Source organism: Burkholderia sp. IO2 (genome assembly GCF_029522185.1).
GTDB classification, from domain to species: Bacteria; Pseudomonadota; Gammaproteobacteria; order Burkholderiales; family Burkholderiaceae; genus Burkholderia; species Burkholderia cenocepacia.
This window is the reverse complement of the sequence record NZ_JAKWFH010000003.1, coordinates 90616-116651: the sequence shown is the minus strand read 5'-3', so window position 1 is coordinate 116651 and position 26036 is coordinate 90616. Positions and strand designations below refer to the sequence as shown.

Genomic DNA, 26036 nt, shown 5'->3' with positions numbered 1-26036 from the left:
CGGCGGGCCGGCGATGCGGCGACGGAAGCTTTCAAGGCGCTTCCGTTGCCGCCGATTGTGCGGCGTGTCCCCCTGTTGGCAGGGCAGACCGGCCAATTTCCTCTGGCTACATTTTTCCGGACCGAAGCACGCGCCGCTCATCGCGGGCGGATCATGACATCGACGGAGGAAACATGGCAGGGGACTGGAAACATCGGGTGAAGAACGCATGCGCGGCGCTCGCGCTGGGTGGTTTCGCCGGGGCGGGCGTGCCCGTCGCGCAGGCGGCGGACGTCGTCAACGTGTACAACTGGGGCAATTCGATCGGCAAGGCGACGATCGCGAACTTCGAGAAGGCGACCGGCATCAAGGTCGTCTACCAGGAGTTCGATTCGAACGAGACGCTGCAGGCGAAGCTGCTGTCGGGTACGTCGGGCTACGACGTCGTCGTGCCGTCCGACATCTTCTGGACGCGGCAGCTGCAGGCCGGCATCTACCGCAAGATCGACCGAAGCCAGGTGCCGAACTACGGGTTGCTCGATCCGGACATCATGAAGGTGCTGTCGAGGGATGACCCGGGCAACCAGTTCGGCATTCCGTGGACGTGGGGCACCGACGGGCTCGGGATGAACGTCGAGAAGGTGAAGGCCGCGCTCGGCGCCGACGCGCCGCTCGACAGCTGGTCGCTGCTGTTCGATCCGAAGTACGCGAAGAAGCTGAAGCGCTGCGGCGTGTCGGTGCTCGATTCGCCGGTCGATGCATTCGGGATGGCGTTCGTGTACCTGAAGAAGGATCCGAACACGACGAACCCGGCCGACTACCAGGCCGCGTACGAGTTGCTGAAGACGGTACGGCCGTACATCACGCAGTTCAATTCGAGCAGCTACATCAACGATCTCGCGGGCGGCGACATCTGCCTCGCGCTCGGCTGGTCGGGTGACGTGAATTCCGCGCGGATCGCGGCCGCCGCCGCGAAGAAGCCGTATCGGATCAAGTACGTGATCCCGACCGAAGGCAGCGCGATGTGGTTCGACATGATGGCGATTCCGAAGGATGCGCCGCATCCGGACGCCGCGCTGAAGTTCGTCAACTTCGTGCTGTCGGAGCAGGAGAGCGCCAACCTGACCAACGACACGTCGTATCCGTCGGCCGTGCCGTCGTCGCGGCACCTCGTGCGCGCCGAGGTGACGAGCGATCCGGCCGTGTTCCCGCCCGCCGACGTGATCCGCCGGCTGAGCCTCAGCAAGCCGGTTCCGCCCGAGCTGATGCGGCTGCAGAACCGTCTGTGGACGAAGCTGAAGACCGAGTAAGCCGCCCCGCACACCCGCACCTCTTTCGCGCGCCCCGCCGTCGATCGCGGCGGGCGGGGGCGCGTGCGTCCCGACGACCACCGACACCATGAACATCAAACACATGACGGCGCTGTGCGCGCTCGCGTTCGACGCGGCCGCGGCATTCGCCCATACACCGCACGGGACCGACGCGAGCCGGATGAAGGCGTTGCAGGCGCAGGTCACCGCGCTGCAGCGGCAGGTGAACGCGCTGCGCGCGAGCATGTTGGCGGCGAAGCCGGCCGGCGCGGCAACGACCGCCGCGCCTCCCCCGACCGTCACGACCGCCGCATCGGCCGGCGCGAAGATCGGCACGATCAATACGGCCGCGGCCGCCGCGCAGGCTGCCGAGTCGGCGCCCGCGTTCACGAACGACGACCTGCAGCAGATGCGCGAGCAGATCGCGAACGCGTCGCTGAAGGTCGATGCGTTGCAGGAGGCGGCGACGACCGGCCCGCTCGCGGGCCTGAGCATCACCGGCTACGTCGATCCCGTGTACCTGTTCAACCGCGCGCAGCGAACGTCCGGCTTCCAGTTCCTGAACCACGATCCGGGCGCGTACGACTACTTCAACAGCACGATCGGCGACGTCTACCTCGACATCAGGAAGACCTTCGGCGTCGGCCCGATGGCGCCGTCGGCGGAGATCGTGATCCAGCCGAACCGCGGCTTCGGCAACGTGTTCAGCAATGCGCACGGCGGCATCGGCAACAACATCGTCACGCAGGCGCAGGTCAACGTGCCGCTCGGCACGACGCGCACGTTCGAGATCGGGATGATGCCGAGCCTCGCCGGCTACGAGGTGCAGCCGTCCAACCAGATGCTCACGCTCACGCACGGATTGCTGTACGACTTCAGCGAGCCGGGCAACCTGGTCGGTATCGGGCTGAAGGGCTCCAACGCGGCGATGACGCGCTTCTGGCAGGTCGTGATCGGCAACGAGGTGCTGCGCACGGCCGGCGCGATCGCGAATGCGGCGAACAACACGACGAAGCCGAACTGGACGCCGACGATCACCGCGCGCTTCGACAACGCGACGTCGACGGCGTTCGACTTCGGCCTCTCCGGGATGCTCGGCCGGCAGTCGCTGTTCTCGCCGTGCGCGGCGGGCGGCTACGGCTACCAGTGCAACGGCTCGTCGCCGACCGGCCTCTACAAGTACGTGGAAGCCGACATGACCTATACGCACGACAAGACGCAGATCAACGCACAGGTCGACTACGGCGAGCTGCAGAAGGGCGCATGGAACGGCGGCACGGCGCGCTGGTACGGGATGTCGCTGCTCGGCCATACGAAGTGGACGACGTCGTGGCTCGGCCGCATGGGCGCGACGCTGCGCTTCGACTACCTGAACAACGCGTCGAACGGCGGCGGTGGCACGAACATCCAGTACGGGCTCGCGGGCGGCAACCCGTCGGTGAACGGGTCGAGCGGCTTCGGCATCGATCCGTCGTGCTTCCAGGGCTCGGCGACGAACGGCACCGAGTGCAAGGGCGCGCAACGCTATGCGATCACGGCCGACCTGTTGTTCTATCCGACGCAACAGATCACCGTGAAGGTCGAATACCGCCACGACGCGGCGAATCATCCGGTGTTCCTGAAGAGCAACGGCACCTATGCGCGCAGCAACGACCTGGCCGGCATGCAGTTCATCTACTCGTTCTGACCGTTCCGACGGCCGGCGCGCGCCGGTTCGTTCGTAAAACGCATCCCATGCCGGGCCGCGCGGGCCCGGCGCTCATTCGACACAGGAGGTTTGATCTTGAAGCTGCACACTTTCGCGACCGACGTCACCGATCCGCGCGAGCGGGGCCGCCTGATCGGCGCGCGCTTCGCGCCGGCGATCCGCGAGACGGTCGCGCTGTATCTCGCGTTCTTCCCGAAGCTCGGCATCGATCCGCAGCGCGCGCGGGCGATCGGCGAGGCGAGCCTCGCCGCGCTCGACGCATGGTGTCCGCGCCTCGCCGCCGAGGTGGAGGCGACCGCCGACGGCGCCGACCTGCCGCGCTGGCAGCTCGCGTGCCTGAACGCGCGCACCGAGATTCTCGCGACCGCGCCTGCGCCGGCCGAAGGCGAGTGCTCGACGACCGTGTACGCGCCGGCCGGCCCGCATGCGCCGCGCACGCTACAGACGTGGGACTGGCACGACAGTCTCGCGCCGCAGGGGCTGCTGGTGCGGTTCGCGACGCCGCAGGGCCGCACCGTCAAGCTGTTCACCGAATTCGGGATGCTCGCGAAGCTCGGCGTGAACGACGCGGGGCTCGGGCTGCACTTCAACATCCTGCATCACGCGAGCGACGACGATGGTGGCGGCGTGCCGGTGCACGCGATCGCGCGACGGCTGCTCGAGGATGCGACGACGGTGCAGGAGGCGGTCGAGCTGGCGCGCACCGCGCGCGTCAGCGCCTCGACGGTGCTGACCGTGTTCACGCGACACGATGCGAACCCGCGCGCGGCGAGCATCGAGCTGAGCCCGTCCGGCGTCGGCGTGGTCGTGCCGCGCCCGGACGGCTGGCTGCTGCATACGAACCACTTCCTCGATCACGCGTTGAGCGGCGGCGAATGCATGCCCGACAGCTCGACCACGCGCGAGCGCTTCGCGCACCTGAACGCGGTCGTGGCGGGGATGACGGGCGCCGATGTGCGCGGACGCGCGGCGGCGATGTGCGGCGCGGCGGGCGACGCGGCCGTGGTGTGTTTCCACCCGGATCGGTCGATGCCCGACACCGAGCGCTGGGAAACGCTGCTGACCGTCGGCATCGATACCGACGCGTGCGCGCTCGACTACGTGGCCGGCAATCCGCACGACCTTGCGCGCGACGGGTTCATGCGGTTCTGACGCGACGCGCGGGCGACGGTCGACAGGGCGGCACGGCGGCACGCGTGGGCCGCCGTTGTGGCGCTCAGGCGTCGATGCGCTCGACCTTGCCGACGAGCAGCCCGTACGACAGGCTGCCTGCGAGCGCCATCGCGGCGATGTAGGTGATCGCGTGCGAGAAGTCCGCACCGTCGACCAGCAGCCCGATCACGATCGGCGTCGCGATCGCGGACAGGTTGCCGACCAGGTTGAACACGCCGCCCGTGAGGCCGAGCAGCCGTGCAGGCGCGAGCCCCGACACGAGCGACCACGTGATCGACGCGAAGCCGTTGCCGAAGAATGCGATCGTCATGAACGCGATTACCCAGCCGCTCGAGCTCACGTAGTTCGCGCCGATGATGCAGGTCGAGATCAGCAGCCCCGAGATGATCGGCAGCTTGCGCGCGAAGCCCTGCGATGCGCCGCGCCGCATCAGCCAGTCCGACAGCACGCCCGAGCACAGCACGCCGACGAACGCGGCGAGGAACGGCAACGACGCGAGGAAGCCCGACTTGATGAAGTCCATTCCGCGATACTTGACGAGGTAGGTCGGGAACCACGTGAGGAAGAACCACAGCGTCGAGTTCAGCGCGAACTGGCCGAGGTAGATGCCCCACAGCTTGCGCCGGCCGAGCACGACGCCGAGGTCGCGCCACGTCGACGGCGCGCGTTCGCTGCGCGCCGCGACGCGGTCCTCCAGATCGACGAGGCCGCCGCCGTCGCGGATCAGCGCGATTTCGGCCGCGTTGACGCCGCGCAACGCGCGCGGCTCGCGATATACCGCGTACCAGATCGCGGCCCACGCGATGCCGGCGAGGCCGGTCGCGACGAACACCATGTGCCAGCCGAGATGCACCTGCAGCCACGCGAGCATCGGCGTGAGGAACGCGAGGCCGACGAACTGGCCCGACGTGTAGCCGCCGATCGCGCTTGCGCGTTCGCGGGTCGGGAACCACGTCGTCACCACGCGGTTGTTGATCGGGTAGGCCGGCGCTTCGAGCGCGCCCACCGCGAGGCGCAGCACGATCAGCCCGACGAACGAACCGGCGAAGCCGAGCAGCAGCGTCGCGGCCGACCACAGTGCGAGCGCGCCCGCATACAGCACGCGCGGCGAGACCTTGTCGACGAGCCAGCCGCCCGGAATCTGCATCAGCGCATAGGTCCAGCCGAACGCGGAGAACACGAGGCCCGCGCGAACCGGATCGATGTTCAGTTCCTTGAACAGCTCGGGCGCCGCGATCGACAGGTTGCTGCGGTCGAGATAGTTGATCACGACGGTGACGAACAGCAGCGCGAGAATCAGCAGCCGCTTGCGGCTCGGCGGCGTGGTGGCGGTCGCTGTCGCGCGGGCGGCGGATCGGGATTCGGGTAAGGCGCCGGGGTGCGCGGATGGCCGCTCCGGCGGGTTGGCATGGGTGCGTGACGCGGATTGGCCCACGGTCGTCTCCTGTGTTCTATGTTCCGCCGGCGCTCGCGAACGAGGCGGCCGAATCGAATGGCATTGGGCGAACGTTAGAGCCGTGGCGCGGCGTGCGTCAACATTTGGGCAGACATCCCTATTAATGGGACGTTTGCCGTTCAATATATGGGAACGTGCCGACAGGCGCGGACCGGCGTCGTCACGAAAGAGCGCAAGCAGGCGAACGGTCAGCCGCCCGTGCTGTCGTCGCGATAGCCGCTCTTGCCGACGAAGATCTCCTTCAACGCAGCGCGCAGCGTGCCCGGATCGTACTGACCGGGCGCGAGATGGATCACGTAACGCGTCTGGCCGTCGAGCCGCGCGGCGATGCCCGGTTCGATCTCGACATCGATCGTGTCGTCGGTCAGACACACCGACAGATCCTTGACGCGCACGTTGAGCTGGTTGCGCACCATCACTTCGATCCGCGCATCGTCCGGAAAGCGCGACAGCGCGAAGCAATAGTCCTGCTCCGCATCGTGACAGTAGATATTGGCGAAGCTTTCGTCGTCGTCGAGGTCGGACGTGGCCGTGCCGACGGTAGCGTGAAGTTCCTTGACGTCCTCCTCTCCCGAAAGAGAGAGGATTCCCACACCTGGCGATGCACGTCCGCATCGGAGAATGTTCAACGCAGCGTTGGTATCTCGATCATGCTCGACACCACATCTACTGCAGGCCCACTCTCTTATTCTCAGTCCCGCGATACCTTTCGGCCGCGTCGTGCTGTCTTTCGACCCGCACGACGAACAGGACTGGGTAGAACCGCTTTCGTCCACTTCCTCGAACGTGGCTCCGTGCGCGATCGCTTTGTAACGGAGCTTGTTTCGGAAGGACGACCAGGATGCGTCGTAGACGCTCTTCGCCATCCTGGTTCTGGCGAGTTTGACCGCCGACACGTTGCCGACCGCGATGTAATCGAAGCGCCGCACCAGATCGAGCGCGAGCTTGTGCTGGAAGTCGGCGCGGGAGTTCGCGACCTTGGCGTGCAGCTTCGCGATATGCCGCTTGTGCTTGCGTGCTCGCTGCGCTTTCGCCAGCTTCTCCGCCGCGCGCCGACCGAACTGGTCATTGGGCAGCTTCTCTCCGGTCGAAAGTGTGGCGAAGTCTTTCAGGCCGAGATCGATGCCGACGCCGGAACGGATCGGGCGGGCCTGCACATCCGGCATCTCGATCACGATGTTGAGAAACCAGTTGCCGCGTGCATCCTGCGCAAAGTTGGTCCCGTCCTTGATCTTGCCTTCGGGAAGCGGTCGGCTGTTGAACACGCGAAACGTGCTGCCGGCGAAACGGAACGCGTCACCCTCGCGCTTCAGGTCACGGCCCTTCAGCGGCACCCAGCCCAACGATTTCCTGCCGCGGTAGCGCAGGTAGGGCCGACGGCGCTGACTGCGCGACTTCGCATATTGCTCGCACGTCGCGTTGACCGTGCCGGAGTGAATGCCGAGTTCCTTGCTGCTGCCGGTCGTGAGCACATTCAAGTCGAAACCGGTCGGCCACTTCTTGTTCCACTTCAGCGCGTGCTTCTGTGTGTCGTTGCAGAAGTTCCAGACGTAGTTCACCACACGGCTCTGCTTGTTGAGCAGTCCGTTGAGCGACTTCACCCGGTAGCGATAGACAAGAATCATGTAGGTGATCCTATCCCGTGGAAGAAGCTGTCTGTCAACAGCACGCCTTTCTTCCCCGTCCTGAAGTACGGGGTTTCTCGGAGCAACTGATGAACGTAGTTCCTGCCGAAGGGTTATTTGTGAGCATACATCGTCGTTTCGGTCTCAGCCGCGGTGTCGGGCATTGCGTCGGCGTGCGCGTCGCGCGCTTTCAGCCACAGCCCGAATTCGCGCATCACGTCGACCACCGGCCGCAGCCGCTCGCCGTCCGCGGTGAGATCGTACTCGACGCGCACCGGCACTTCCGGATAGACGGTTCGCCGCACGAGCCCCGCGTCTTCCAGCGCACGCAGGTCGAGCGTCAGCATGCGCTGCGAGATGCCCGGCATGTCGCGCCGCAGGTCGCTGAAGCGGCGCGGCCCGTCGAGCAGATACGACACCAGCAGCAGCCGCCAGCGGCCGCCGAGCATGCGCATCGCTTCTTCAACGGAACATCCTGTCGCACTCGTTTTCATTGCGCCGAATCCTGGTCGGTAAATTTTTTGTGACTACGGCACAAACGACTGCCGTCTTCTCAGCCATGCGCCGATGCGAGATATTAGCGCCCGCGTCGCGGCGAATCGATACATGGACAACCCACGAAGGAAACATATGAAGCTCTATCACGCTCCCGGCAGCTGTTCGCAGGCGATCTGCATCGTGCTGCGCGAAGCCGATATCGACGCCGAGATCGTCAAGGTCGATGCGCGCAAGCATGTCGTCGAAGGCGGCCGCGATTACTACGACGTGACCGAACTCGGCTACGTGCCGCTGCTCGAACTCGACGACGGCACGATGCTGCGCGAAGGGCCGGTGATCGCGCAGTATCTCGCGGACCAGCGCCCGGACGCCGCGCTCGCGCCCGCTTACGGCACGCTCGCGCGCTACCGGCTGATGGAATGGCTGAACTTTCTCGGCACCGAGATCCACAAGGGTTTCATCCCGCTGCTGTATGCGGTACAGGCGGGGAAGTACGTCGAGCCCGTGCGGCGGAAGCTAGACGGCCGCTTCGCATGGATCGACCGCCAGCTCGACGGCAGGACGTTCCTGACCGGCGATACGTTCACCGTCGCCGATGCGTACCTGTTCGCGCTGACCGGCTGGGGCAAGGCCGACTGGATGCGCTCGGTGTACAACGCGGATATCGACCTGAGCCGGCATGCGCATCTGCGTGCGTGGTACGAGCGAGTGCGGGAGCGGCCGGCGGTGCAGGCGGTGCTCGCGGCGGACAAGCTGTTGCGATGACGCGCAGCCGCCGCAGCGGAGAGGGCGCGTCGTTTCGCCGTAGCGACGCCGCGCCATGCCGCAACAGTGCGCGCTATAATCGCCGCCATGAAACTGCTTCGGACCTTCATCCTGCTGCTGCTGTGCGCGGTGCTGCCCATCACGGGGCTGGCAGCCAGCGGCCTGACCGGTGAATGTCCGATGCAGCACACGATGTCGATGGACGCGGACACGGGCATGAACATGGCCATGTCCGCCGAGATGAGCGATTGCGATTCGATGCAGCCGCCATCCGCCGATCACGCGAAGGCCAAAGCCAAGGGCATGGCCTGCAAGGTGACGGCCCAATGCCAGTTCGGCAGTCTCTACCACCCGGCCGCCCGCGCCGACGTCAACCGTCCCGCTGCATTCGCCAGCACGATCGTCTTCCACTACACGCAGTCCGTCCCAGCTCGCGACCCGAACGGGTTGTGGCGCCCGCCACGCATCAACTGATCCCGATTTGACCGGTTCGCCGCGCACGCGGTGAGGTTCGTCCTGCGCGCAGGACGTGGAATCCCTTTGGATTCCGATTTGGGGTTACACCATGTCATTCGTTTTCCGCACGCTGCGCATGCCGCGTGCAGGTCGGCGCGCGCCCGTACCGTGGGCCGCGCTGCTGGTGGCGGGCGCCGTTCACGCGCAACCGTCGCCGCTGACGCTGGACGCCGCGCTGCAGTCCGCCACCGATCGTTCCGCGTCGATGCAGGCCGCGCAGGCTTCCGTGCTCGCGCGTTCCGAAGCGGCCGTCAAGGCCGGCCAGTTGCCGGACCCGATGCTCAAGGCCGGCATCGACAACCTGCCGGTCAACGGCGGGCAGCGCTTCACCGTCGGCCAAGACTTCATGACGATGCGCCGCATCGGCATCGAGCAGGAATGGGTGTCCGGCGACAAGCGGCGGCTGCGTACCGCGCTGGCCGACGAGCAGGTCGGCCGCGAGCGCGCCGGCTATCTCGTGCAGCTCGCGGCCGTGCGCCGGCAGACCGCGACGGCCTGGCTCGATGCCGTCTATGCGAAGCAGGCGCTCGCGCTTCAGCAGGCGCTGCTCGGCCACATGAACCATGAACTCGACGCGACGCAGGCATCGTATCGCGGCGCGAAGGCGAGCGCGGGCGACGTCGTGCAGGCCCGCGCGATGCTCGCGCAGACGCAGGACCAGGTGCTCAAGGCACAGCAGGCGTATCGCACCGCGCTCATCGCGCTGGCCCGCTGGACGGCGGTGCCCGTGATGGACGTGGCCGGTACGCCGCCCGCGCCCGAATCCTTCGTATCGTCGTTGCCGCCGGACGAACTGCGCCTGTCGCAGCCAGCGCTCGTCGCCGCCGCGGACGACATCGCGGTGGCCGAAGCCGACGCCGCGGTCGCGAACAGCGAGCGCAGCCCCAACTGGACGTGGGAAATCGCGTACCAGCAGCGCGGTGGCGCGTATTCGAACATGGTGTCGGTCGGCGTCTCGATTCCGCTGCCGCTCAATCGCAAGAATCGCCAGAACCGCGACGTCGCCGAAAAGGCCGCGCTCGCGACGAAGGCGCGCCTGATGTACGAGGACACGCTGCGCCAGGTACAGGCCGACATCCGCACGCAATCCGACATGCTGGCGAGCGGCCGCGAACGCATCGCGAACCTCAGCGCCGCGCTGTTGCCGGCCGCCGACCAGCGCGTGCAGCTCGCGACGGCGGCGTACCGGGCCGGCACGGGGTCGCTCGCCGACACGTTCGCCGCGCGACGTGCGCAACTCGAAGCGCAATTACAGGTGCTCGATCTCAGGCGCGACGTGTCGCAGACCTGGGCACAGCTCGAATATCAGGTCGTGCCGTCGGCAATGGCCGCCGCGCAGTGAAGGAGACGCTCATGACAAGGCAATCACTGATGCGTGCGGCGCTGATCGCATCCGCTGGCGCGGTGCTCGTCGGCGCTGGCTATTTCGCGGGCGTTCGCCATGCGACGAGCGGCGCGGCGACGGCCGCCATGCCCGCCGCTGCGCCGTCGGGCATACCGTCGGGTGTACCGGCTCAGCAGGCCGCACGCAAGGTGCTGTACTGGCACGACCCGATGGTGCCGAACCAGCACTTCGACAAGCCGGGCAAATCGCCGTTCATGGACATGCAGTTGCAGCCGGTCTATGCGGACGAAGGCGGTGGCGCGACAGGCATCCGGATCGATCCGGGCCTGCAGCAGAACCTCGGCATCCGCTATGCGACCGTGCGTCGGCAGCAGACGGCGGCCGGCTTCGACGCGGTGGGCACCACGCAGTTCGACGAAGCGCGCGTGGAGGTCGTGCAGTCGCGCGTCACGGGCTACATCGACCATCTGTATGCACGCGCGCCGATGCAGCGCATCGCGAAGGGTGCGCCGGTCGCATCGCTGTTCGTACCCGACTGGCTCGCGCCGCAGGAGGAATATCTCGCGCTGAAGCGCGGCGGCATGGACGGCAACCTGCTCGATGCGGCGCGCGCACGAATGCGCGCGCTGTCGATTCCGGACGGGATGATCGCGACTCTCGATCGCACCGGCCGCGCCCAGACGCACGTCGTGCTGAGCGCGCCGGAGACGGGCGTCGTCAGTGAGCTGAACGTGCGCGACGGCGCGATGGTCGCGCCCGGCCAGACGCTCGCGAAGATCGCCGGGCTGGCGACGCTGTGGCTGATCGTCGAGGTGCCGGAAGCGCTCGCTTTGAACGTGCGGCCGGGAATGTCGGTCGACGCGACGTTCGCGGGCGATCCGGCCCGGCATTTCAGCGGACGCATCCGCGAAGTGCTGCCCGGCATCAGCACGGGCAGCCGCACGCTGCAGGCGCGCGTGGAGATCGACAACGCATCGCTGAAGCTCACGCCCGGCATGCTGATGCGCGTGCGGGTCGCCGCGAGGGAGACGGTGTCGCGCCTGCTCGTGCCGTCCGAGGCCGTGATCGCGACCGGCCAGCGCACGATCGTCATCGTGAAGCTCGGCGACGGCCGGCTCCAGCCGGTGTCGGTGACGGTCGGCAACGACGTCGGCGGCGACACGGAAGTGCTCGGCGGGCTGAACGAAGGCGATACGGTTGTCGCATCGGGGCAGTTCCTGATCGATTCGGAAGCCAGCCTGAAAAGCGTGCTGCCGCGGCTGGAGCGGGCGGCAGGCGCAAGCTCGGCCGCATCGTCCGCGACGGCAAGCGCGCCGGTGTACGAAACCACCGGCAAGGTGGAGAAGGTCACCGCCGACGACATCACGTTCTCGCATCAGCCGGTGCCGGCGCTCGGCTGGGGCGCGATGACGATGGCGTTCGGCAAGCCGTCGGTGCGCGCGTTTCCGGACGTGAAGCCGGGGCAGACCGTGCGTTTCGCGTTCACGCAGACCGACGACGGCTACCGGCTGACGAAGGTCGAGCCGCAGGGAGGTGAGCGATGATCGCGCGCATCATTCACTGGTCCGTCCATCACCGGTTTCTGGTGCTGCTGGCCACCGTGCTGCTCGCGGCATGGGGCGTGCATTCGCTGCGGCAGACACCGCTCGACGCATTGCCCGACCTGTCGGACACGCAGGTGATCGTGAAGGCGTCGTATCCGGGCAAGGCGCCGCAGGTTGTCGAGGATCAGGTGACCTATCCGCTGACGACGACGCTGCTCGGCGTGCCCGGCGCGAAAACCGTGCGTGCGTACTCGTCGTTCGGCGACGCGTTCGTCTACGTGCTGTTCGACGACCGCACCGATCCGTACTGGGCGCGCTCGCGCGTGCTCGAATACCTGAGCCAGGTGCAGAGCCGCCTGCCGGCGGGCGCGACCGTGTCGCTTGGGCCCGATGCGACCGGTGTCGGCTGGGTATACGAGTACGCGCTCGTCGATCGCACCGGCCGTCACGATCTCGGCCAGTTGCGCGCGCTCAACGACTGGTTCCTGAAGTTCGAACTGAAGGCCGTGCCGGACGTCTCCGAAGTCGCGAGTATCGGCGGCATGGTGCGCCAGTACCAGGTCGTGCTGGACCCGGACAAGCTGCGTGCATACGGCATCACGCAGGCGGCGGTCGCGGAGGCGCTCGGCAAGGCCAACCAGGCCTCCGGCGGCTCGGTCGTCGAGCTGGCCGAGTCGGAGTACATGGTGCGGTCGTCCGGCTACCTGCGCACGCTCGACGATTTCCGTCACGTCGTGCTGCGCACCGACGACACCGGCACGCCGGTCTTGCTCGGCGACGTCGCACGCATCCAGGTCGGCCCGGCGATGCGGCGCGGTATCGCGGAACTGAACGGGCAGGGCGAAGTGACGGGCGGCGTCGTCGTGATGCGCTCGGGCAAGAACGCGTTGACGACGATCGACGCGGTGAAGGCGAAGCTCGCCGACCTCAAGCGTTCGCTGCCTGCCGGCGTCGAGATCGTCACGACCTACGACCGATCGCAACTGATCGCGCGCGCGGTCGACAACCTGACGGACAAGCTGATCGAGGAATTCGTCATCGTCGGTGTCGTCTGCGCGGTATTCCTGTTCCATCTGCGCAGCGCGCTGGTCGCGATCCTGTCGCTGCCGCTCGGCGTATTGGTCGCGTTCATCGTGATGCGCTACCAGGGCGTGAATGCGAACCTGATGTCGCTCGGGGGGATCGCGATCGCGATCGGCGCGATGATCGACGCGGCGATCGTAATGATCGAGAACGCGCACAAGCATCTGGAAGCGTACGACCACGCGCATCCGGGCGAGCCGATCACCGCCGCGCGTCGCTGGGAGCTCGTCGCGGCATCGGCGGCGGAAGTCGGGCCCGCGCTGTTCTTCTCGCTGCTGATCATCACGCTGTCGTTCGTTCCGGTGTTTTCGCTGGAAGGGCAGGAGGGCAAGCTGTTCGCGCCGCTGGCGTTCACGAAGACCTATACGATCGCGGCCGCCGCCGGGTTGTCGGTGACGCTGGTGCCGGTGCTGATGGGCTATCTGGTGCGCGGCCGCATTCCGCACGAGCACGCGAACCCGATCAATCGCGTGCTGATCCGCCTGTACCGGCCGCTGCTCGAAGCGACGTTGCGGCGCCCGTGGGCCGCGATCGGCGTGGCAGTCGTCGCGCTCGTGCTGACGGCCGTGCCGTTGTCGCGGCTCGGTGGCGAATTCATGCCGCCGCTCGACGAAGGCGACTTGCTGTACATGCCGACCGCGCTGCCGGGCATCTCGGCGGACAAGGCGAGCGAACTGCTGCAGCAGACCGACCGGCTGATCAAGACCGTGCCCGAGGTCGACACGGTGTTCGGCAAGTCGGGTCGCGCCGATACCGCGACCGACCCCGCGCCGCTCGAGATGTTCGAGACGACGATCCGCTTCAAGCCGCGCAGTACATGGCGGCCGGGCATGACGCCGGAGAAGCTCGTCGACGAACTCGACCGGACGGTGAGGGTGCCGGGCCTGTCGAACGTATGGGTGCCGCCGATCCGCAACCGGCTCGACATGCTGTCCACCGGGATCAAGACGCCGGTCGGCGTGAAGATTTCCGGGCCGGACCTGACGGGAATCGACGCGATCGCGACGCAGGTCGAGGCCGCCGTGAAGCGCGTGCCGGGCGTGACGTCCGCGCTCGCGGAGCGGCTGAACGGCGGCCGCTACGTCGACGTCGACATCGATCGGCTCGCCGCCGCGCGTTACGGGCTGTCGGTGGCGGATATCCAGTCGGTCGTGTCGTCGGCGATCGGCGGCGAGGACGTCGGCGAAGTGATCGCCGGGCGCGAGCGTTTCCCGATCAACATCCGCTATCCACGCGAGATCCGCGATTCGCTCGACAACTTGCGGCAACTGCCGGTCGTCACCGCGCGCGGCGCGCAGATTCGCCTCGGCGACGTCGCGCGTGTCGCGATCGCCGACGGGCCGCCGATGATCCGCAGCGAGAACGCACGGCTGTCCGGCTACGTGTACGTCGATCTCCGCGGTGTCGACCTCAGCACGGCGGTTCGTGCGATGCAGCAGGCCGTCGCGCGGCAGGTCGCGTTGCCGCCCGGCTATTCGATCGCGTGGTCGGGACAGTTCGAGTATCTCGAACGCGCGGCGGCGACGTTGCGTACCGTCGTGCCCGTCACGCTCGTCGTGATCTTCGTGCTGCTGTTCGTCACGTTCGATTCGGCGGCCGACGCGTTGCTGCTGATGTCGACGGTGCCGTTCGCGCTGGTCGGCGGATTCTGGCTCGTATGGGCGCTCGGCCATGCGGTGTCCGTCGCGACGTCGGTCGGGTTCATCGCACTGGCGGGCGTGGCGGCCGAATTCGGCGTGGTGATGCTGCTGTACCTGAAGGGCGCGCTGCAGCGCCGGCTCGATGCCGGCGAACCGCTGACCGATGCGTTGCTGCTCGACGCGATTCGCGAAGGCGCGGTGCTGCGCGTGCGGCCGAAGGCGATGACGGTCGCCGTCGTGCTCGCCGGCCTCGTGCCGATCATGATCGGCCACGGCGCCGGTTCCGAAGTCATGCAGCGCATCGCCGCGCCGATGGTCGGCGGCATGGTCACGGCGCCGCTGCTGTCGATGTTCGTCATTCCCGCCGCGTGGCTTCTGCTGCAGCGCCGTCGTGCGCGAAGCGCGGGCCGAGCGCGGCATTCCGAGGCAGTTCCTTCCGGCACGAACGTGCCATCCCTTCCCACCGGAGAATCACGATGAAGATGAATCAATTGATCGCTGCTGCAACCGCTGTCGTCGCGCTGAGTGCTTTCGCGGTACCGGCGCTTGCCGCCGGCGAGATGTCGAACATGGACATGTCCGGCATGAAGATGTCGTCGGACGGCGCGGCGGAATCGAACGCCGCGCTGACCGACGCCGAAGTGAAGAAGGTCGATGCCGCGAGCGGCAAGATCACGTTGAAGCACGGCGCGCTGCAGAACGTCGGGATGCCGCCGATGACGATGGCGTTCAAGGCGAAGGATGCGGCGATGCTCGCGCAAGCGCATGCGGGCGACCAGGTCAAGGTGCGGATCGAGAAGGTCGACGGCACGTTGACGATCGTCAAACTCGTCAAGGGTTCCTGATCGGCGGGATGCGGGCGTCGCAGCCGCCGCCCGCATCCGGCGCCGTGAAGCGCGCCGCGCCGACGTGTTGGTCGGCCGGCGCGCCCGACCGGCGTTTAGCGCGCCAGCGTCACCGCCAGATACCCCACATAACCCGCGCCGTTCGCGAGCAACGCCCAGATCGCGAGCCCGCGCGTGCGCGCATTGATGCGCAGCCAGGCCGCTGCCGCGAGCGTGATGATCACGCCGGTCAGCACTTCGGGGCGCGGCTCCCACGGCGTCAGCATGATGCCGATCGCCGGCAGCAGCGTGCCCTGGAACACCATCGCGCCGGTGATGTTGCCGAACGCGAGCGTGTCCTTCCGGCGGCGGATCCACAGCACGCTGTTGACCTTCTCCGGCAGTTCCGTCGCGATCGGCACGATGATCAGCGACAGCAGCAGCGCCGACACGCCGAGCACGTGCGACACGCCTTCCACGCCGTGAATGAAGCCCTTCGCCCCGCCCACCAGCAGCGCGACGCCGATCAGCAGTTGCAGCACGATCGTCGCCAGGTTGGTCGGCAGGCCGATGCGCGACAGGAACATCGCGTGCGGCGCCTCGGTGCCGTGCCCGGCATCGACGAGCCCGGTCGATGCACGGAACGTCATCACGACGTACATCACGTAGAGCCCGACCAGCATCGCGGCGAGCAGCGCGCGTACGGCCCAGTTGTGATGCGGAACGAACATCGCGACGGTCGCCAGCGAGAACGCGGCGAGGAACGTGTTCATGTCGCGCACGAAGCCGGTGCGTTCCGGCGTGATCGTGCCGCGCAGCCCGCGCGTGCGGATCACGGCGAGCGTCATCAGGAACGTGGTGAGCGTCGCGAGCATCAGCGGCGCGCCGAGAATCGCGCCGACGCCGATCTCCTCGTTCACGGCCTGGTTCGACGTGCCGCCGGCCAGCGCGAGCAGCGGCACCATCGTTTCGGGCAGCGCGGTGCCGACGGCCGCGAACAGCGAGCCGGTCACGCCTTCGGAAATCTTCAGGCGTTCGCCGAGATGTTCGAGCGCATTGGTGAAGACTTCGGCCGCGACGAGGATCACGACCAGCATGAACGCCAGTTCGACAAACATGAAGGTCATGCGGCACCTCCGCAGGCAGCGGTGGCGTGGGCAAGGCGAGCAGGGAGGAACATGGGGACTCCGTGGTCGGACGCTGACGAACCATGACACATCCGCCGACGTCCGACCAGGAACGACGCGATGTGCCGATGGTCTCGCCAAGCCGATCGGGCCGAACGCGCCACGGCCGCAGGCCGAGTGTGTTGACGCGTTCGCTTTCCGGGGGCGGAAAGCAGGCTACTCCCCAAAGACGGAGAGCAGTCTAGCCGAGCGGTTTTCTTTCGACAAGCCTTCGTCTCGAAAAAAATATACCCCTCCACCCTATAGGGGCAGCCTTCCGGAGATATACTCCCCTACCCTATACAGGAGCCCAGCGATGAGTCATACCGTCCGCGAGAAACAGAAGCTGCTGAACCGCGTGCGCCGTATCAAGGGACAGGTGGAAGCGATCGAGCGGGCGCTGGAAGAAGAGCGCGGCTGCAACGACGTGCTGCAACTGATCACGAGCTGCCGCGGCGCGATGAACGGCCTGCTGGCCGTCGTGCTGGAAGACCACATCCGGTCGCATCTCGTCGATGCGGACACGCCCGATGCGCACGAGGGCAGCGCGACCGAGCAGCTGATCGAGGTCGTGCACAGCTATTTCAAGTAACCGGATGCAAACATGAACGAATTCGACGGCGCGGCGGCGGGCGGCGCGCACAGCCACGCATTTCTGGGCGCCGCACACGCGCGCAACGAGCGGAAGACGTGGATGGTCATCGGCCTGTGTACGGCGATGATGATCGCCGAGATCGTCGGCGGCACGCTGTTCGGCTCGCTCGCGCTGGTCGCCGACGGGCTGCACATGTCGACGCATGCGGGCGCGATGCTGATCGCCGCGCTGGCCTATACCTATGCGCGCCGGCATGCCGACGATCCGCGTTTCGTGTTCGGCACCGGCAAGCTCGGCGACCTCGCTGGTTTCACGAGCGCGATCGTGCTGGCGATGATCGCGGTGCTGATCGGCTATGAGGCGATCGCGCGCCTGCTGGCGCCGGTGCCGATTCACTTCGGCGAAGCGATTCCGATTGCGGTGCTGGGGCTTGCCGTGAACCTCGCGAGCGTGTGGCTGCTCAGCGGCGACCACCATCACGGGCATGGTCACGGCCATCACCATGCGCACGGGCACGACCGCCACGATGACCATGATCATGACCACGACGACGCGCACCACGCGCATCATGCTCACGGTTCGCACTCGGCCGCGCATCACGACCACAACATCCGGTCGGCCTACGTTCACGTGATCGCCGACGCGGCCGTATCGGTGCTGGCGATCGTCGGCCTGCTGCTCGCGCGCGCGTTCGGATGGGTCTGGATGGACCCGCTCGCGGGCATCGTCGGTGCGCTGGTGATCGCCAACTGGGCGTACGGGCTGATGCGCGATACGGGCAGGATCCTGCTCGACGTCAACGTCGATCGCAAGCTGACGGACAACGTCCGCCGCGCGATCGAGGCGCTCGGCGACACGGTCAACGATCTCCATGTGTGGCGCGTGGGGCCCGGGCACATGAGCGCGATCGTGTCGGTCGAATCGGCCGACACCGCGCGCGATGCACGTTTCTACCATGCGCTGGTCGCGGGCTTCGACGGCGTGTCGCACGTGACCGTCGAAGTGCTGACGCCCGCGAAGGCGGCCTGATCGTGGCCGTGAAATCGCCGTGTATCGAGCTGTGCGCGTTCGACGGCCGCACGGGCTTTTGCGTCGGTTGCCTGCGCACCCGCGACGAGGCGCGCGACTGGAAGAAACTGACCGACCATCGCCGGCACCAGATCCTCAACGACCGCACGCGCCGTCAGGCGAAACTTCGGCGCGATACGGCGGAATAGCGGGCGCGCACGCACGGCGTGCGGTCGTGTCACGGGACTGCAGTAGCATCACAGGCATTCGACGTCTGGATTCCTGAACCGGAGCGACCCATGCAGACCGACTCATCGACCGGCATTCTTCGGCAGATTCCACGCAGCGTGTGGGTGCTCGGCTGTGTCAGCCTGCTGATGGACGTGTCGTCCGAAATCATCCACAGCCTGTTGCCGATGTTCCTGATGGCGGGGCTCGGCGCGAGCGCGACGACGATCGGCCTGATCGAGGGGATCGCCGAGGCGACGTCGCCGGTCGTCAAGGTGTTCTCCGGCACGCTGAGCGACTATCTGCGCAATCGCAAATGGCTCGCGGTGGCCGGCTACGCGCTCGGCGCGCTCAGCAAGCCGCTGTTCGCGATCGCGCCGACGATCGGCGTCGTGGTGACCGCACGCATCGTCGATCGCGTCGGCAAGGGGATTCGTGGCGCGCCGCGCGATGCGCTCGTCGCCGACGTCACGCCCGTTCACCTGCGCGGCGCCGCGTACGGGTTGCGCCAGTCGCTCGACACGGTCGGCGCGTTCCTCGGGCCGCTGCTGGCCGTCGTCATCATGCTGGTGTGGCGCGACGATTTCCGCCTCGCGTTCTGGCTGGCCGTGATCCCGGGCGTGCTCGCCGTGGCGCTGCTCGCGTTCGGCATCGACGAACCGGCGCGTGCGCCGGGCGAGCCGCGCGTCAATCCGATCCGCCGCGAGGTCGTCGCGCAACTCGGCGCCCGCTACTGGTGGGTCGTGGCCGTCGGCGGCGTGTTCGCGCTCGCGCGTTTCAGCGAGGCGTTCCTGGTGCTGCGCGCGATGGGCAGCGGCGTGCCCGTCGCGCTCGTGCCGCTCGTGATGGTCGCGATGAACGTCGTGTACGCGTTGTCCGCTTACCCGTTCGGCAAGCTCGCCGATACGACGAGCCACACGACACTGATGGTGGTCGGGCTCGTCATGCTGATCGCCGCCGATATCGTGTTGGCGCACGGCGCGCACTGGCCGGCCGTGCTCGTCGGCGTCGCGCTGTGGGGGCTCCATATGGGCATGACGCAAGGGCTGCTCGCGACGATGGTCGCGCATGCCGCGCCGGCCGAATTGAGAGGGACGGCGTTCGGCGTGTTCAACCTGGTCAGCGGCATCGTGACGCTCGTATCGAGCGTCGTCGCGGGCTTCCTGTGGGACCGGGCCGGTGCTGCTGCCACGTTCTACGCGGGGGCGGTGTTCAGCGCGGCGACCATCGCGCTGCTCGTGTGCGTTCGCACGTCGTTCGGCACGGTGCAGGATCGCTAGCCGCACGACGCGGCGGCGCACGCGCTAACGATCAGTGCCGCGCGGAAAGTAAAGCGCGAACGTCGTGCGCCCGTCGCGGCTCGCGACCTCCACCTTGCCGCGATGCAGCTCCATGATCGACTTCACGATCGCGAGCCCGAGCCCCGCGTTGCGCGCCGCGCCGTGCCGCGACGAATCGATCCGGTAGAACCGCTCGAAGATCCGCTCGACCTGTTCGGGCGGAATCGCGGCGCCGCGGTTCGTGACTTCGACGACCGCGTAGCCGCGTTGTACGGACACGGCCAGCTCGATCGTCGACGCGGCGTGCGCGTGTTCGAGCGCATTCGACGCGAGGTTGCTGACCGCACGCCGGAACAGCGTCGCGTCGGCGACGACCGGCGCTTCGCCATGCACGTCGATGCGCACGCCGGCCTCGTCGGCCAACGCCTGGAAATACGACGCGAGCCGGCGCAGTTCGCTGCCCGCGTCCAGTTCGGCGGTCTTCAGGTGCTGCCGTGCATTGTCGGTGCGCGCGAGAAACAGCATGTTCTCGATCATCCGCTGCAGCCGTTCGCATTCCTCGATGTTCGACTCGATCAGCGCTTCGTATTCGTCGACGGTGCGGGCGCGCGACAGCGTGATCTGCGACGAGCTGATCACGTTCGCGAGCGGCGTGCGCATGTCGTGCGCGAGATCGGACGAGAACTGCGACAGCCGCACGAACGCGCGTTCGAGGCGGTCGAGCATCCGGTTCACCGACGTGGCGAACTCGCGCAATTCGACCGGGCCGCCGCGCGCGTCGAGGCGTGCGTTCAGGTTGTGCGCCTCGATGCGCGATGTCTGCCGGCCGAGGCTTTCGACCGGGCGCAGGCCGCGCGACGCGACCGCGTAGCCGAGCGCGCCGACCAGCAGCGCGCCGACGGCCGCCGCGAGCCAGATATCGACACGATAGCTTTCGAGCAGCGACTGCCGATCGGCCGCGGTGCGCGCGAGCGCGACCTCGATCGCTTCGCCGGACGGCAGCGTTTCGCGCGCGTACACGCAGCGCGACGTGCCGATGCCGGGCGGCGCGCACGTGAACGGCCCAGCGGCGCTGCCAGCCGGATGCGGCGCCGAGATCACCGATGCGAGCGTGTTGCCGGCTTCGTCGGAATGCTCGACGAGCGGCTGGTGTCGCGCATCGTAGATGCCGAGATAGACGCCCGGATGTGACAGCAGCACGTCATGGAACACGGCCGGGTCGGCGCGCAGCGCGGCCGTCGAGCCGCTGGCGCGTGCCAGTTGCAGGAACTGGTTGAGCTTGGCGGAGATCTCGATGTCGTCGCGCCGCGTCAGTTCGGCGGACAGCGAACGATAGAGATACGCGCCGGTCAGCGCGAACACGAGCGCCGCGACGGCGGCGAACGCGAGCGTCAGGCGCCGCAGCAGCGAATACGACGCGGGGCGCGCGGTCACGAACGATCCTCGAGCACGTAGCCCATGCCGCGGATCGTGTGGATCAGCTTCTTCTCGTAAGCGTTGTCGATCTTCGCGCGCAGGCGCTTGATCGCCGCATCGACGACGTTCGTGTCGCTGTCGAAATTCATGTCCCAGATCTGCGACGTGATGAAGGTGCGCGTCAGCACCTCGCCTTCGCGTTCCGCGAGCAGCTGCAGCAGCGCGAATTCCTGTGCGGTCAGGTCGATGCGGGCGTCGGCGCGCCGCACGCGGCGCTTGAGCAGGTCGATTTCCAGATCGGCGACGTGCAGGACGTCGCGCACGTTGCGCGGTGCGCGCCGCAGCAGTGAGCGGATACGGGCGAGGAATTCGGCATACGCGAACGGCTTGAGCAGGTAATCGTCGGCGCCGAGTTCGAGCCCGGCGACCTTGTCCTCGATCGCGTCGCGGGCCGTGAGCAGCAGCACGGGCGTCTGCTTCTGCGCGCGCAGCCGCCTGAGCACCTCGAAGCCGTCGAGCTCCGGCAGCATCACGTCGAGCACGACGAGGTCGAAATCCTCGTGCAATGCGAGGAACAGCCCGTCCTTGCCGTTTTCCGCGACGTCGACCGTGTAGCTCGCCTCCGTCAGGCCCTTCCGCAGGTAGGACGCCATCTTGGCTTCGTCTTCGACTATCAGTATCCGCATGGTGAGGCAGGCTGTCCGTGATTCCAGCCGGTCAGTGTAACGCCGAGCGTACGGTGTCGCGCGTGCGCGCAGGATGACCGGCGGATGACGGAATTGTCATGAAAAGCCGGTCATGTTTCGGCCATGCCGTCGTCACCGCGGCGGCGATAAGCTGCGACCGTCTTGTCCCCGGAGCGCGCCGTCGCGGCGCCGCGATGGCCCGAACGATCGCTGTCTGCCCGATTTTGCATCCATGTCGTACTGGCGCACATTCCTCGTCGTCGTGTTGCTCGCGCTGAGCCTGCCGATCCAGTCGTTCGCGGCTGTTTCGATGCAGTGCGCGAGCGTCGCCGCGCCGCATGAGGAGAAGGCGTCGCACGCGATGCCGGCTGCGCAGGATGGTCATGCCGATCACGGCGACCACGCGCGGCATGCGTCGTCGTGTGTCGCGTGCGTGTCCTGCTGCTTCGGCACGGGCATGTCGGGGGCGCCTGCGGTGGCGGCCGCGGCGAGCGGCGGCGTCACGATCGTCGCGCCGCCGCCTTCGGCTGCGGACGTGTCGTTCCTGACCGGCGGCATCGACCGGCCGCCGCGCCGGATGCCCGCCTAGTCCCTGCCCGTGGCCGACCGGCCGCGATCCGCCCTCTACTCCGGCGGCCGCCTCGGGCGCGCCGGACGACTTACGACGAGACATGTTCATGCGATTGATCATTGCGGCGCTAATGGGCGCGGCGGCCCTCGTGCCGTCGCTCGCGCCCGCGCAAACCCCGTTGCCCGATCCGGCGGACGCCGCCGCGTCGGTGCCGGACGTCACCGTGACGTCCGCGTTCGACGGCTACCGGCCGTATCGGGACGATGCAGGCCCGGGCTGGAAGCAACTGAACCGGGACGTGACGGAGCGGCCCGCGAAAGGGCGTACGACCGGCGGCGCGGCCGGCAACGGCGCGGCCCATTCGATGCACGGAGGGGCCGCGCGATGACGACGTTCGCGATATCGCCGAGGATCGGCGCGGCCGTGGTCGCGCTGGCGTTCCTCGCGGGCTGCACGACGTTTTCGAAGGACGGGTTCGACGCCGTGTCGTCCGCCGCATCGGCGCGCATCGGCAAGGACGCAGTGGTGGTCAGGACCGACGCCGACCGCGAAGCCGTCGACCGGCGGACGAAGGAACTGCTCGGCAAGCCGCTGTCGATGGACGACGCGGTGCAGGTCGCGCTGCTGAACAACCGCGGGCTGCAGGCGTCGTATGCGGAGCTGGGGCTGTCGGAGGCCGACCTCGTGCAGGCCGGCCGGCTGCCGAACCCGCGCTTCGCATTCAGCCGCACGCGTGCCGGCGACGGCGAGCTGACGCTCGGCCGCACGTTCTCGGCGAACGTGTTCGCGCTGCTGACGATGCCGCTTGCAACGAAGATCGAGCGCCGCCGTTTCGAGCAGACCAGGCTGGAAACGGCCGATGCGATGCTGAAGGTCGCGGCCGATGCGCGCCGGGCCTACGTGGAAGCGGTCGCCGCCGAGCAGGCCGCGAACTATGCGCAGCAGGTGCGCGACGCCGCGAGCGCGGCCGCCGAGCTGGCGCTGCGCATGCGGCAGGCCGGCAACTTCAGCCGGCTCGACTACGCGCGCGAACAGGCGTTTCATGCCGACGCGGTCGCGCAGCACGCGAAGGCGCGCCAGCAGGCCGTCGCCGCACGCGAGAAGCTCACGCGTGCGATGGGGCTGTGGGGCGAACGCACGCGATACGCGCTACCCGAACGCCTGCCGGATTTGCCGAAGGCGCGCCCGGATCTGCCCGATCTCGAACGCTTCGCGATGCGCAACCGCCTCGACATCCAGGCGGCGAAGCTGCGGACGCAGGGCGTCGCGTCGTCGCTCGGCCTGAGCAAGGCCACGCGTTTCGTCAACGCGGTCGAGCTCGGTTACGTGAACGACTACGAGACCGGCAAGGGCCACGAGCACGGCTACGAGATCAGCGTCGAGATTCCGCTGTTCGACTGGGGCGGCGCGAAGGTCGCGCGCGCCGAGGCCGTCTACATGCAATCGGCGAACCGGCTCGCGAAAACGGCCATCGATGCCCGCTCCGAAGTACGCGAATCGTACGCGGCGTACGTGACGAGCTACGACGTCGCGACGCACTATCGCGACGAAGTCGTGCCGCTGCGCAAGACGATTTCCGACGAACTGCTGCTGCGCTACAACGGGATGCTCGCGAGCGTGTTCGAGCTGCTGACCGATGCGCGCGAACAGGTCGGCGCGGTCAACGGCTACATCGATGCGCTGAAGGACTACTGGCTCGCCGAAACCGATCTGCAGATGGCCGTCGGCGGCCGGTTGCCGTCGTCGGGCGCCGCGCCGCGCGCACCGCATGACGCCGAATCGGCACCCGCATCCACATTCGACGCCGACGCTGCGCGGCAGCCGGCTTCCACCCCCGCGGCGCCATCGGCGCCCGCCACGCAACCGCATCCGGAAGGTCATTGACATGGTGTCCCGTCGACAATTTCTCAGCGGCTCGGGCGCCGCGCTGCTTGGCGCGGCGATGGTCAGCCGGGCCGGCGCCGCGTCGCTGCCCGACGCGCCGACGATGGCGAAAACCGGCACGCAGCCGCCGCTCGTGCCGCCCAACGGCCGCCCGTACACGCCCGTCGCGACGCTGAACGGCTGGTCGCTGCCGTGGCGGATGAAGAACGGCTGGAAGGAATTCCACCTGACGGCCGAGCCCGTCGTGCGCGAGATGGCGCCCGGCATGAACGCGAACCTGTGGGGTTACAACGGCCAGTCGCCCGGCCCGACGATCGAGGCCGTCGAAGGCGACAAGGTCCGCATCTTCGTGACCAACCGGCTGCCCGAGCACACGACGATCCACTGGCACGGGCTGCGGCTGCCGAACGGGATGGACGGCGTCGGCGGCCTCACGCAGCCGCATATCCCGCCCGGCAAGACCTTCGTCTACGAGTTCCAGCTCGAAGCGCACGGCACGTTCATGTATCACCCGCACGCCGACGAGATGGTGCAGATGGCGATGGGGATGATGGGCATGTTCATCGTGCATCCGAAGGATCGCGGCACGATGCCGGTCGATCGCGATTTCGTGTTCCTGCTCGCCGCGTACGACATCGATCCGGGCAGCTACACGCCGCGCGTGAACGAGATGACCGACTTCAACATGTGGACCTTCAACTCGCGCGTGTTCCCGGGCATCGATCCGCTGCCGGTGCGCGCCGGCGACCGCGTGCGGATTCGTTTCGGCAACCTGACGATGACGAATCACCCGATCCATCTGCACGGCTACAGCTTCGAGGTCGCGGGCACCGACGGCGGCTGGATTCCGCCGGTCGCGCGCTGGCCGGAAGTGACGGCCGATGTCGCGGTGGGCCAGATGCGCGCGATCGAGTTCACCGCCGATCGCCCGGGCGACTGGGCGTTTCATTGCCACAAGTCGCATCACACGATGAATGCGATGGGCCACCAGGTGCCGAACCTGATCGGCGTGCCGCAGAAGGATCTCGCGAAGCGGATCGGCAAGCTCGTGCCCGACTACATGGCGATGGGCAGCACGGGCGGCGCGATGGGCGGCATGGAGATGCCGCTGCCCGACAACACGCTGCCGATGATGACCGGCACGGGCCCGTTCGGGCCGCTGGAGATGGGCGGCATGTTCACGGTGCTCAAGGTGCGGCGGGGGCTCGGGCGCAACGACTATCGCGATCCGGGCTGGTTCCGGCATCCGAAGGGCACCGTCGCATACGAATACACCGGCGAATTGCCGGATAGCTGAAGCAGCATGCGGCGGCCGCACCGAGACGGCCGCCGGTTTCCATTCACTGACACGGGAGTCGACACGATGAAGAAGGGACTGGTTTTGATGGCGACGGGGTGGGCGCTGGCGTTGTCGGCCGCGTCGCACGCGGCCGGCGACATGACCGGCGACATGACCGGCGGCACGGCCGGCATGGACATGAGCGCGGATGCGAAGCAGGGCGCCGCGGCGTCGAGCATGTCGCACGGCGAGATCCGCAAGGTCGACACGGCGGCCGGCAAGCTGACGATCAAGCACGGCCCGCTGGAGAACCTCGGGATGGACGCGATGACGATGGTATTCAAGGTGAAGGACCCGGCGATGCTGTCGCAGGTGAAGGCGGGCGATACGATCGACTTCGTCGCCGAGGACGTGGACGGCACGCTGACCGTCGTCGAACTGAAGAAGCCGTGACGCG

The 26036-nt window shown here is 67.5% G+C and carries 24 protein-coding genes, 1 pseudogene and 1 riboswitch; of the genes and pseudogenes, 18 read left to right on the top strand and 7 right to left on the bottom strand.

What is annotated here, in order from left to right; genetic code table 11:
* The first annotated feature begins 173 nt into the window (after window positions 1-173).
* The 3 genes from MMB92_RS02875 to MMB92_RS02865 all read left to right on the top strand — a co-directional run bounded on the left by MMB92_RS02875 (window position 174) and on the right by MMB92_RS02865 (window position 4149).
* Window positions 174-1289 carry a polyamine ABC transporter substrate-binding protein gene (locus MMB92_RS02875; protein WP_277562500.1) on the top strand — a complete coding sequence of 372 codons (1116 nt, stop codon included), beginning with the start codon at window positions 174-176 and terminating at the stop codon, window positions 1287-1289.
* Between the two features lie 88 nt (window positions 1290-1377).
* Window positions 1378-2976, top strand: coding sequence for a DUF3138 family protein (locus MMB92_RS02870; RefSeq protein ID WP_060267398.1), 1599 nt, complete (start codon window positions 1378-1380; stop codon window positions 2974-2976).
* A gap of 96 nt (window positions 2977-3072) precedes the next feature.
* Window positions 3073-4149, top strand: coding sequence for a C45 family peptidase (locus MMB92_RS02865; RefSeq protein ID WP_060267400.1), 1077 nt, complete (start codon window positions 3073-3075; stop codon window positions 4147-4149).
* A gap of 64 nt (window positions 4150-4213) precedes the next feature.
* On the opposite strand, the gene MMB92_RS02860 is transcribed toward MMB92_RS02865, so the two are convergent.
* The 4 genes and pseudogenes from MMB92_RS02860 to MMB92_RS02845 form a co-directional block, all read right to left on the bottom strand.
* Window positions 4214-5605 carry an MFS transporter gene (locus tag MMB92_RS02860; RefSeq protein ID WP_060267402.1) on the bottom strand — a complete coding sequence of 464 codons (1392 nt, stop codon included), beginning with the start codon at window positions 5603-5605 and terminating at the stop codon, window positions 4214-4216.
* Window positions 5606-5814: 209 nt separating this feature from the next.
* The gene (locus MMB92_RS02855; protein WP_200038152.1) at window positions 5815-6213 is read right to left on the bottom strand and encodes a hypothetical protein; all 399 of its coding nucleotides are present in this window, start codon (window positions 6211-6213) and stop codon (window positions 5815-5817) included.
* Window positions 6202-7251: pseudogene (locus tag MMB92_RS02850) on the bottom strand (transposase); the annotation flags it as partial. The gene MMB92_RS02855 and the pseudogene MMB92_RS02850, both read right to left, overlap by 12 nt.
* Window positions 7252-7364: 113 nt before the next feature.
* Window positions 7365-7745 carry a helix-turn-helix domain-containing protein gene (locus MMB92_RS02845; RefSeq protein WP_060267404.1) on the bottom strand — a complete coding sequence of 127 codons (381 nt, stop codon included), beginning with the start codon at window positions 7743-7745 and terminating at the stop codon, window positions 7365-7367.
* Between the two features lie 136 nt (window positions 7746-7881).
* Here MMB92_RS02845 and gstA point away from each other — a divergent pair, with 136 nt between their 5' ends.
* From gstA to MMB92_RS02815, 6 genes are all read left to right on the top strand, one after another.
* Window positions 7882-8514 carry a glutathione transferase GstA gene (gstA, locus tag MMB92_RS02840; protein WP_077056677.1) on the top strand — a complete coding sequence of 211 codons (633 nt, stop codon included), beginning with the start codon at window positions 7882-7884 and terminating at the stop codon, window positions 8512-8514.
* An 87-nt stretch (window positions 8515-8601) separates the two neighbouring features.
* Window positions 8602-8988, top strand: a complete 387-nt coding sequence (locus MMB92_RS02835; protein ID WP_058902679.1) for a hypothetical protein — start codon at window positions 8602-8604, stop codon at window positions 8986-8988.
* A gap of 91 nt (window positions 8989-9079) precedes the next feature.
* On the top strand, window positions 9080-10372 hold the full coding sequence (locus MMB92_RS02830; RefSeq protein ID WP_058902680.1) for a TolC family protein: 1293 nt from the start codon (window positions 9080-9082) through the stop codon (window positions 10370-10372).
* Window positions 10373-10383: 11 nt separating this feature from the next.
* Window positions 10384-11919: an efflux RND transporter periplasmic adaptor subunit gene (locus MMB92_RS02825; RefSeq protein ID WP_060267410.1), complete on the top strand. Its 1536-nt coding sequence runs from the start codon at window positions 10384-10386 to the stop codon at window positions 11917-11919.
* A complete protein-coding gene (locus MMB92_RS02820; RefSeq protein ID WP_060267412.1) occupies window positions 11916-15122 on the top strand; it encodes an efflux RND transporter permease subunit in 3207 nt (1068 codons plus the stop codon). Before MMB92_RS02825 ends, MMB92_RS02820 begins: the two co-directional genes overlap by 4 nt.
* On the top strand, window positions 15119-15487 hold the full coding sequence (locus tag MMB92_RS02815) for a copper-binding protein (protein WP_058902683.1): 369 nt from the start codon (window positions 15119-15121) through the stop codon (window positions 15485-15487). The genes MMB92_RS02820 and MMB92_RS02815 overlap by 4 nt, the downstream gene beginning before the upstream one ends.
* A 95-nt stretch (window positions 15488-15582) precedes the next feature.
* Here the strand turns inward: MMB92_RS02815 and MMB92_RS02810 are convergent, their stop codons facing one another.
* A complete protein-coding gene (locus MMB92_RS02810; protein WP_059722292.1) occupies window positions 15583-16593 on the bottom strand; it encodes a sodium:calcium antiporter in 1011 nt (336 codons plus the stop codon).
* Window positions 16594-16695: 102 nt separating this feature from the next.
* Window positions 16696-16830: riboswitch (yybP-ykoY riboswitch) on the bottom strand.
* Window positions 16831-16948: 118 nt separating this feature from the next.
* On the opposite strand from MMB92_RS02810, the gene MMB92_RS02805 reads away from it, so the two are divergent.
* The 4 genes from MMB92_RS02805 (at window position 16949) to MMB92_RS02790 (ending at window position 19743) form a co-directional block, all read left to right on the top strand.
* Window positions 16949-17224 (top strand): metal/formaldehyde-sensitive transcriptional repressor, encoded by a 276-nt coding sequence (locus tag MMB92_RS02805; RefSeq protein WP_006479857.1) that lies wholly within the window; start codon window positions 16949-16951, stop codon window positions 17222-17224.
* Window positions 17225-17236: 12 nt separating this feature from the next.
* Window positions 17237-18256, top strand: a complete 1020-nt coding sequence (gene dmeF / locus MMB92_RS02800) for a CDF family Co(II)/Ni(II) efflux transporter DmeF (protein WP_006484514.1) — start codon at window positions 17237-17239, stop codon at window positions 18254-18256.
* Window positions 18257-18258: 2 nt separating this feature from the next.
* A complete protein-coding gene (locus MMB92_RS02795) occupies window positions 18259-18444 on the top strand; it encodes a DUF1289 domain-containing protein (protein WP_006484585.1) in 186 nt (61 codons plus the stop codon).
* Window positions 18445-18534: 90 nt separating this feature from the next.
* Window positions 18535-19743 carry an MFS transporter gene (locus tag MMB92_RS02790; protein ID WP_059784808.1) on the top strand — a complete coding sequence of 403 codons (1209 nt, stop codon included), beginning with the start codon at window positions 18535-18537 and terminating at the stop codon, window positions 19741-19743.
* 24 nt (window positions 19744-19767) lie between these two features.
* Here the strand turns inward: MMB92_RS02790 and MMB92_RS02785 are convergent, their stop codons facing one another.
* Both MMB92_RS02785 and MMB92_RS02780 read right to left on the bottom strand, forming a co-directional pair.
* Window positions 19768-21177 carry a heavy metal sensor histidine kinase gene (locus MMB92_RS02785; RefSeq protein WP_062885236.1) on the bottom strand — a complete coding sequence of 470 codons (1410 nt, stop codon included), beginning with the start codon at window positions 21175-21177 and terminating at the stop codon, window positions 19768-19770.
* Window positions 21174-21845, bottom strand: a complete 672-nt coding sequence (locus MMB92_RS02780) for a heavy metal response regulator transcription factor (protein WP_059784800.1) — start codon at window positions 21843-21845, stop codon at window positions 21174-21176. The genes MMB92_RS02785 and MMB92_RS02780 overlap by 4 nt, the downstream gene beginning before the upstream one ends.
* Window positions 21846-22077: 232 nt before the next feature.
* On the opposite strand from MMB92_RS02780, the gene MMB92_RS02775 reads away from it, so the two are divergent.
* From MMB92_RS02775 to MMB92_RS02755, 5 genes are all read left to right on the top strand, one after another.
* Window positions 22078-22434 (top strand): hypothetical protein, encoded by a 357-nt coding sequence (locus MMB92_RS02775; RefSeq protein ID WP_062885237.1) that lies wholly within the window; start codon window positions 22078-22080, stop codon window positions 22432-22434.
* Window positions 22435-22522: 88 nt separating this feature from the next.
* A complete protein-coding gene (locus tag MMB92_RS02770; RefSeq protein ID WP_058903570.1) occupies window positions 22523-22804 on the top strand; it encodes a hypothetical protein in 282 nt (93 codons plus the stop codon).
* Window positions 22801-24300: a TolC family protein gene (locus MMB92_RS02765; RefSeq protein ID WP_059784797.1), complete on the top strand. Its 1500-nt coding sequence runs from the start codon at window positions 22801-22803 to the stop codon at window positions 24298-24300. Before MMB92_RS02770 ends, MMB92_RS02765 begins: the two co-directional genes overlap by 4 nt.
* Window position 24301: 1 nt before the next feature.
* Window positions 24302-25597 carry a copper oxidase gene (locus MMB92_RS02760; RefSeq protein WP_062910094.1) on the top strand — a complete coding sequence of 432 codons (1296 nt, stop codon included), beginning with the start codon at window positions 24302-24304 and terminating at the stop codon, window positions 25595-25597.
* A gap of 66 nt (window positions 25598-25663) precedes the next feature.
* The gene (locus tag MMB92_RS02755; RefSeq protein ID WP_062910093.1) at window positions 25664-26032 is read left to right on the top strand and encodes a copper-binding protein; all 369 of its coding nucleotides are present in this window, start codon (window positions 25664-25666) and stop codon (window positions 26030-26032) included.
* Window positions 26033-26036 lie beyond the last annotated feature (4 nt).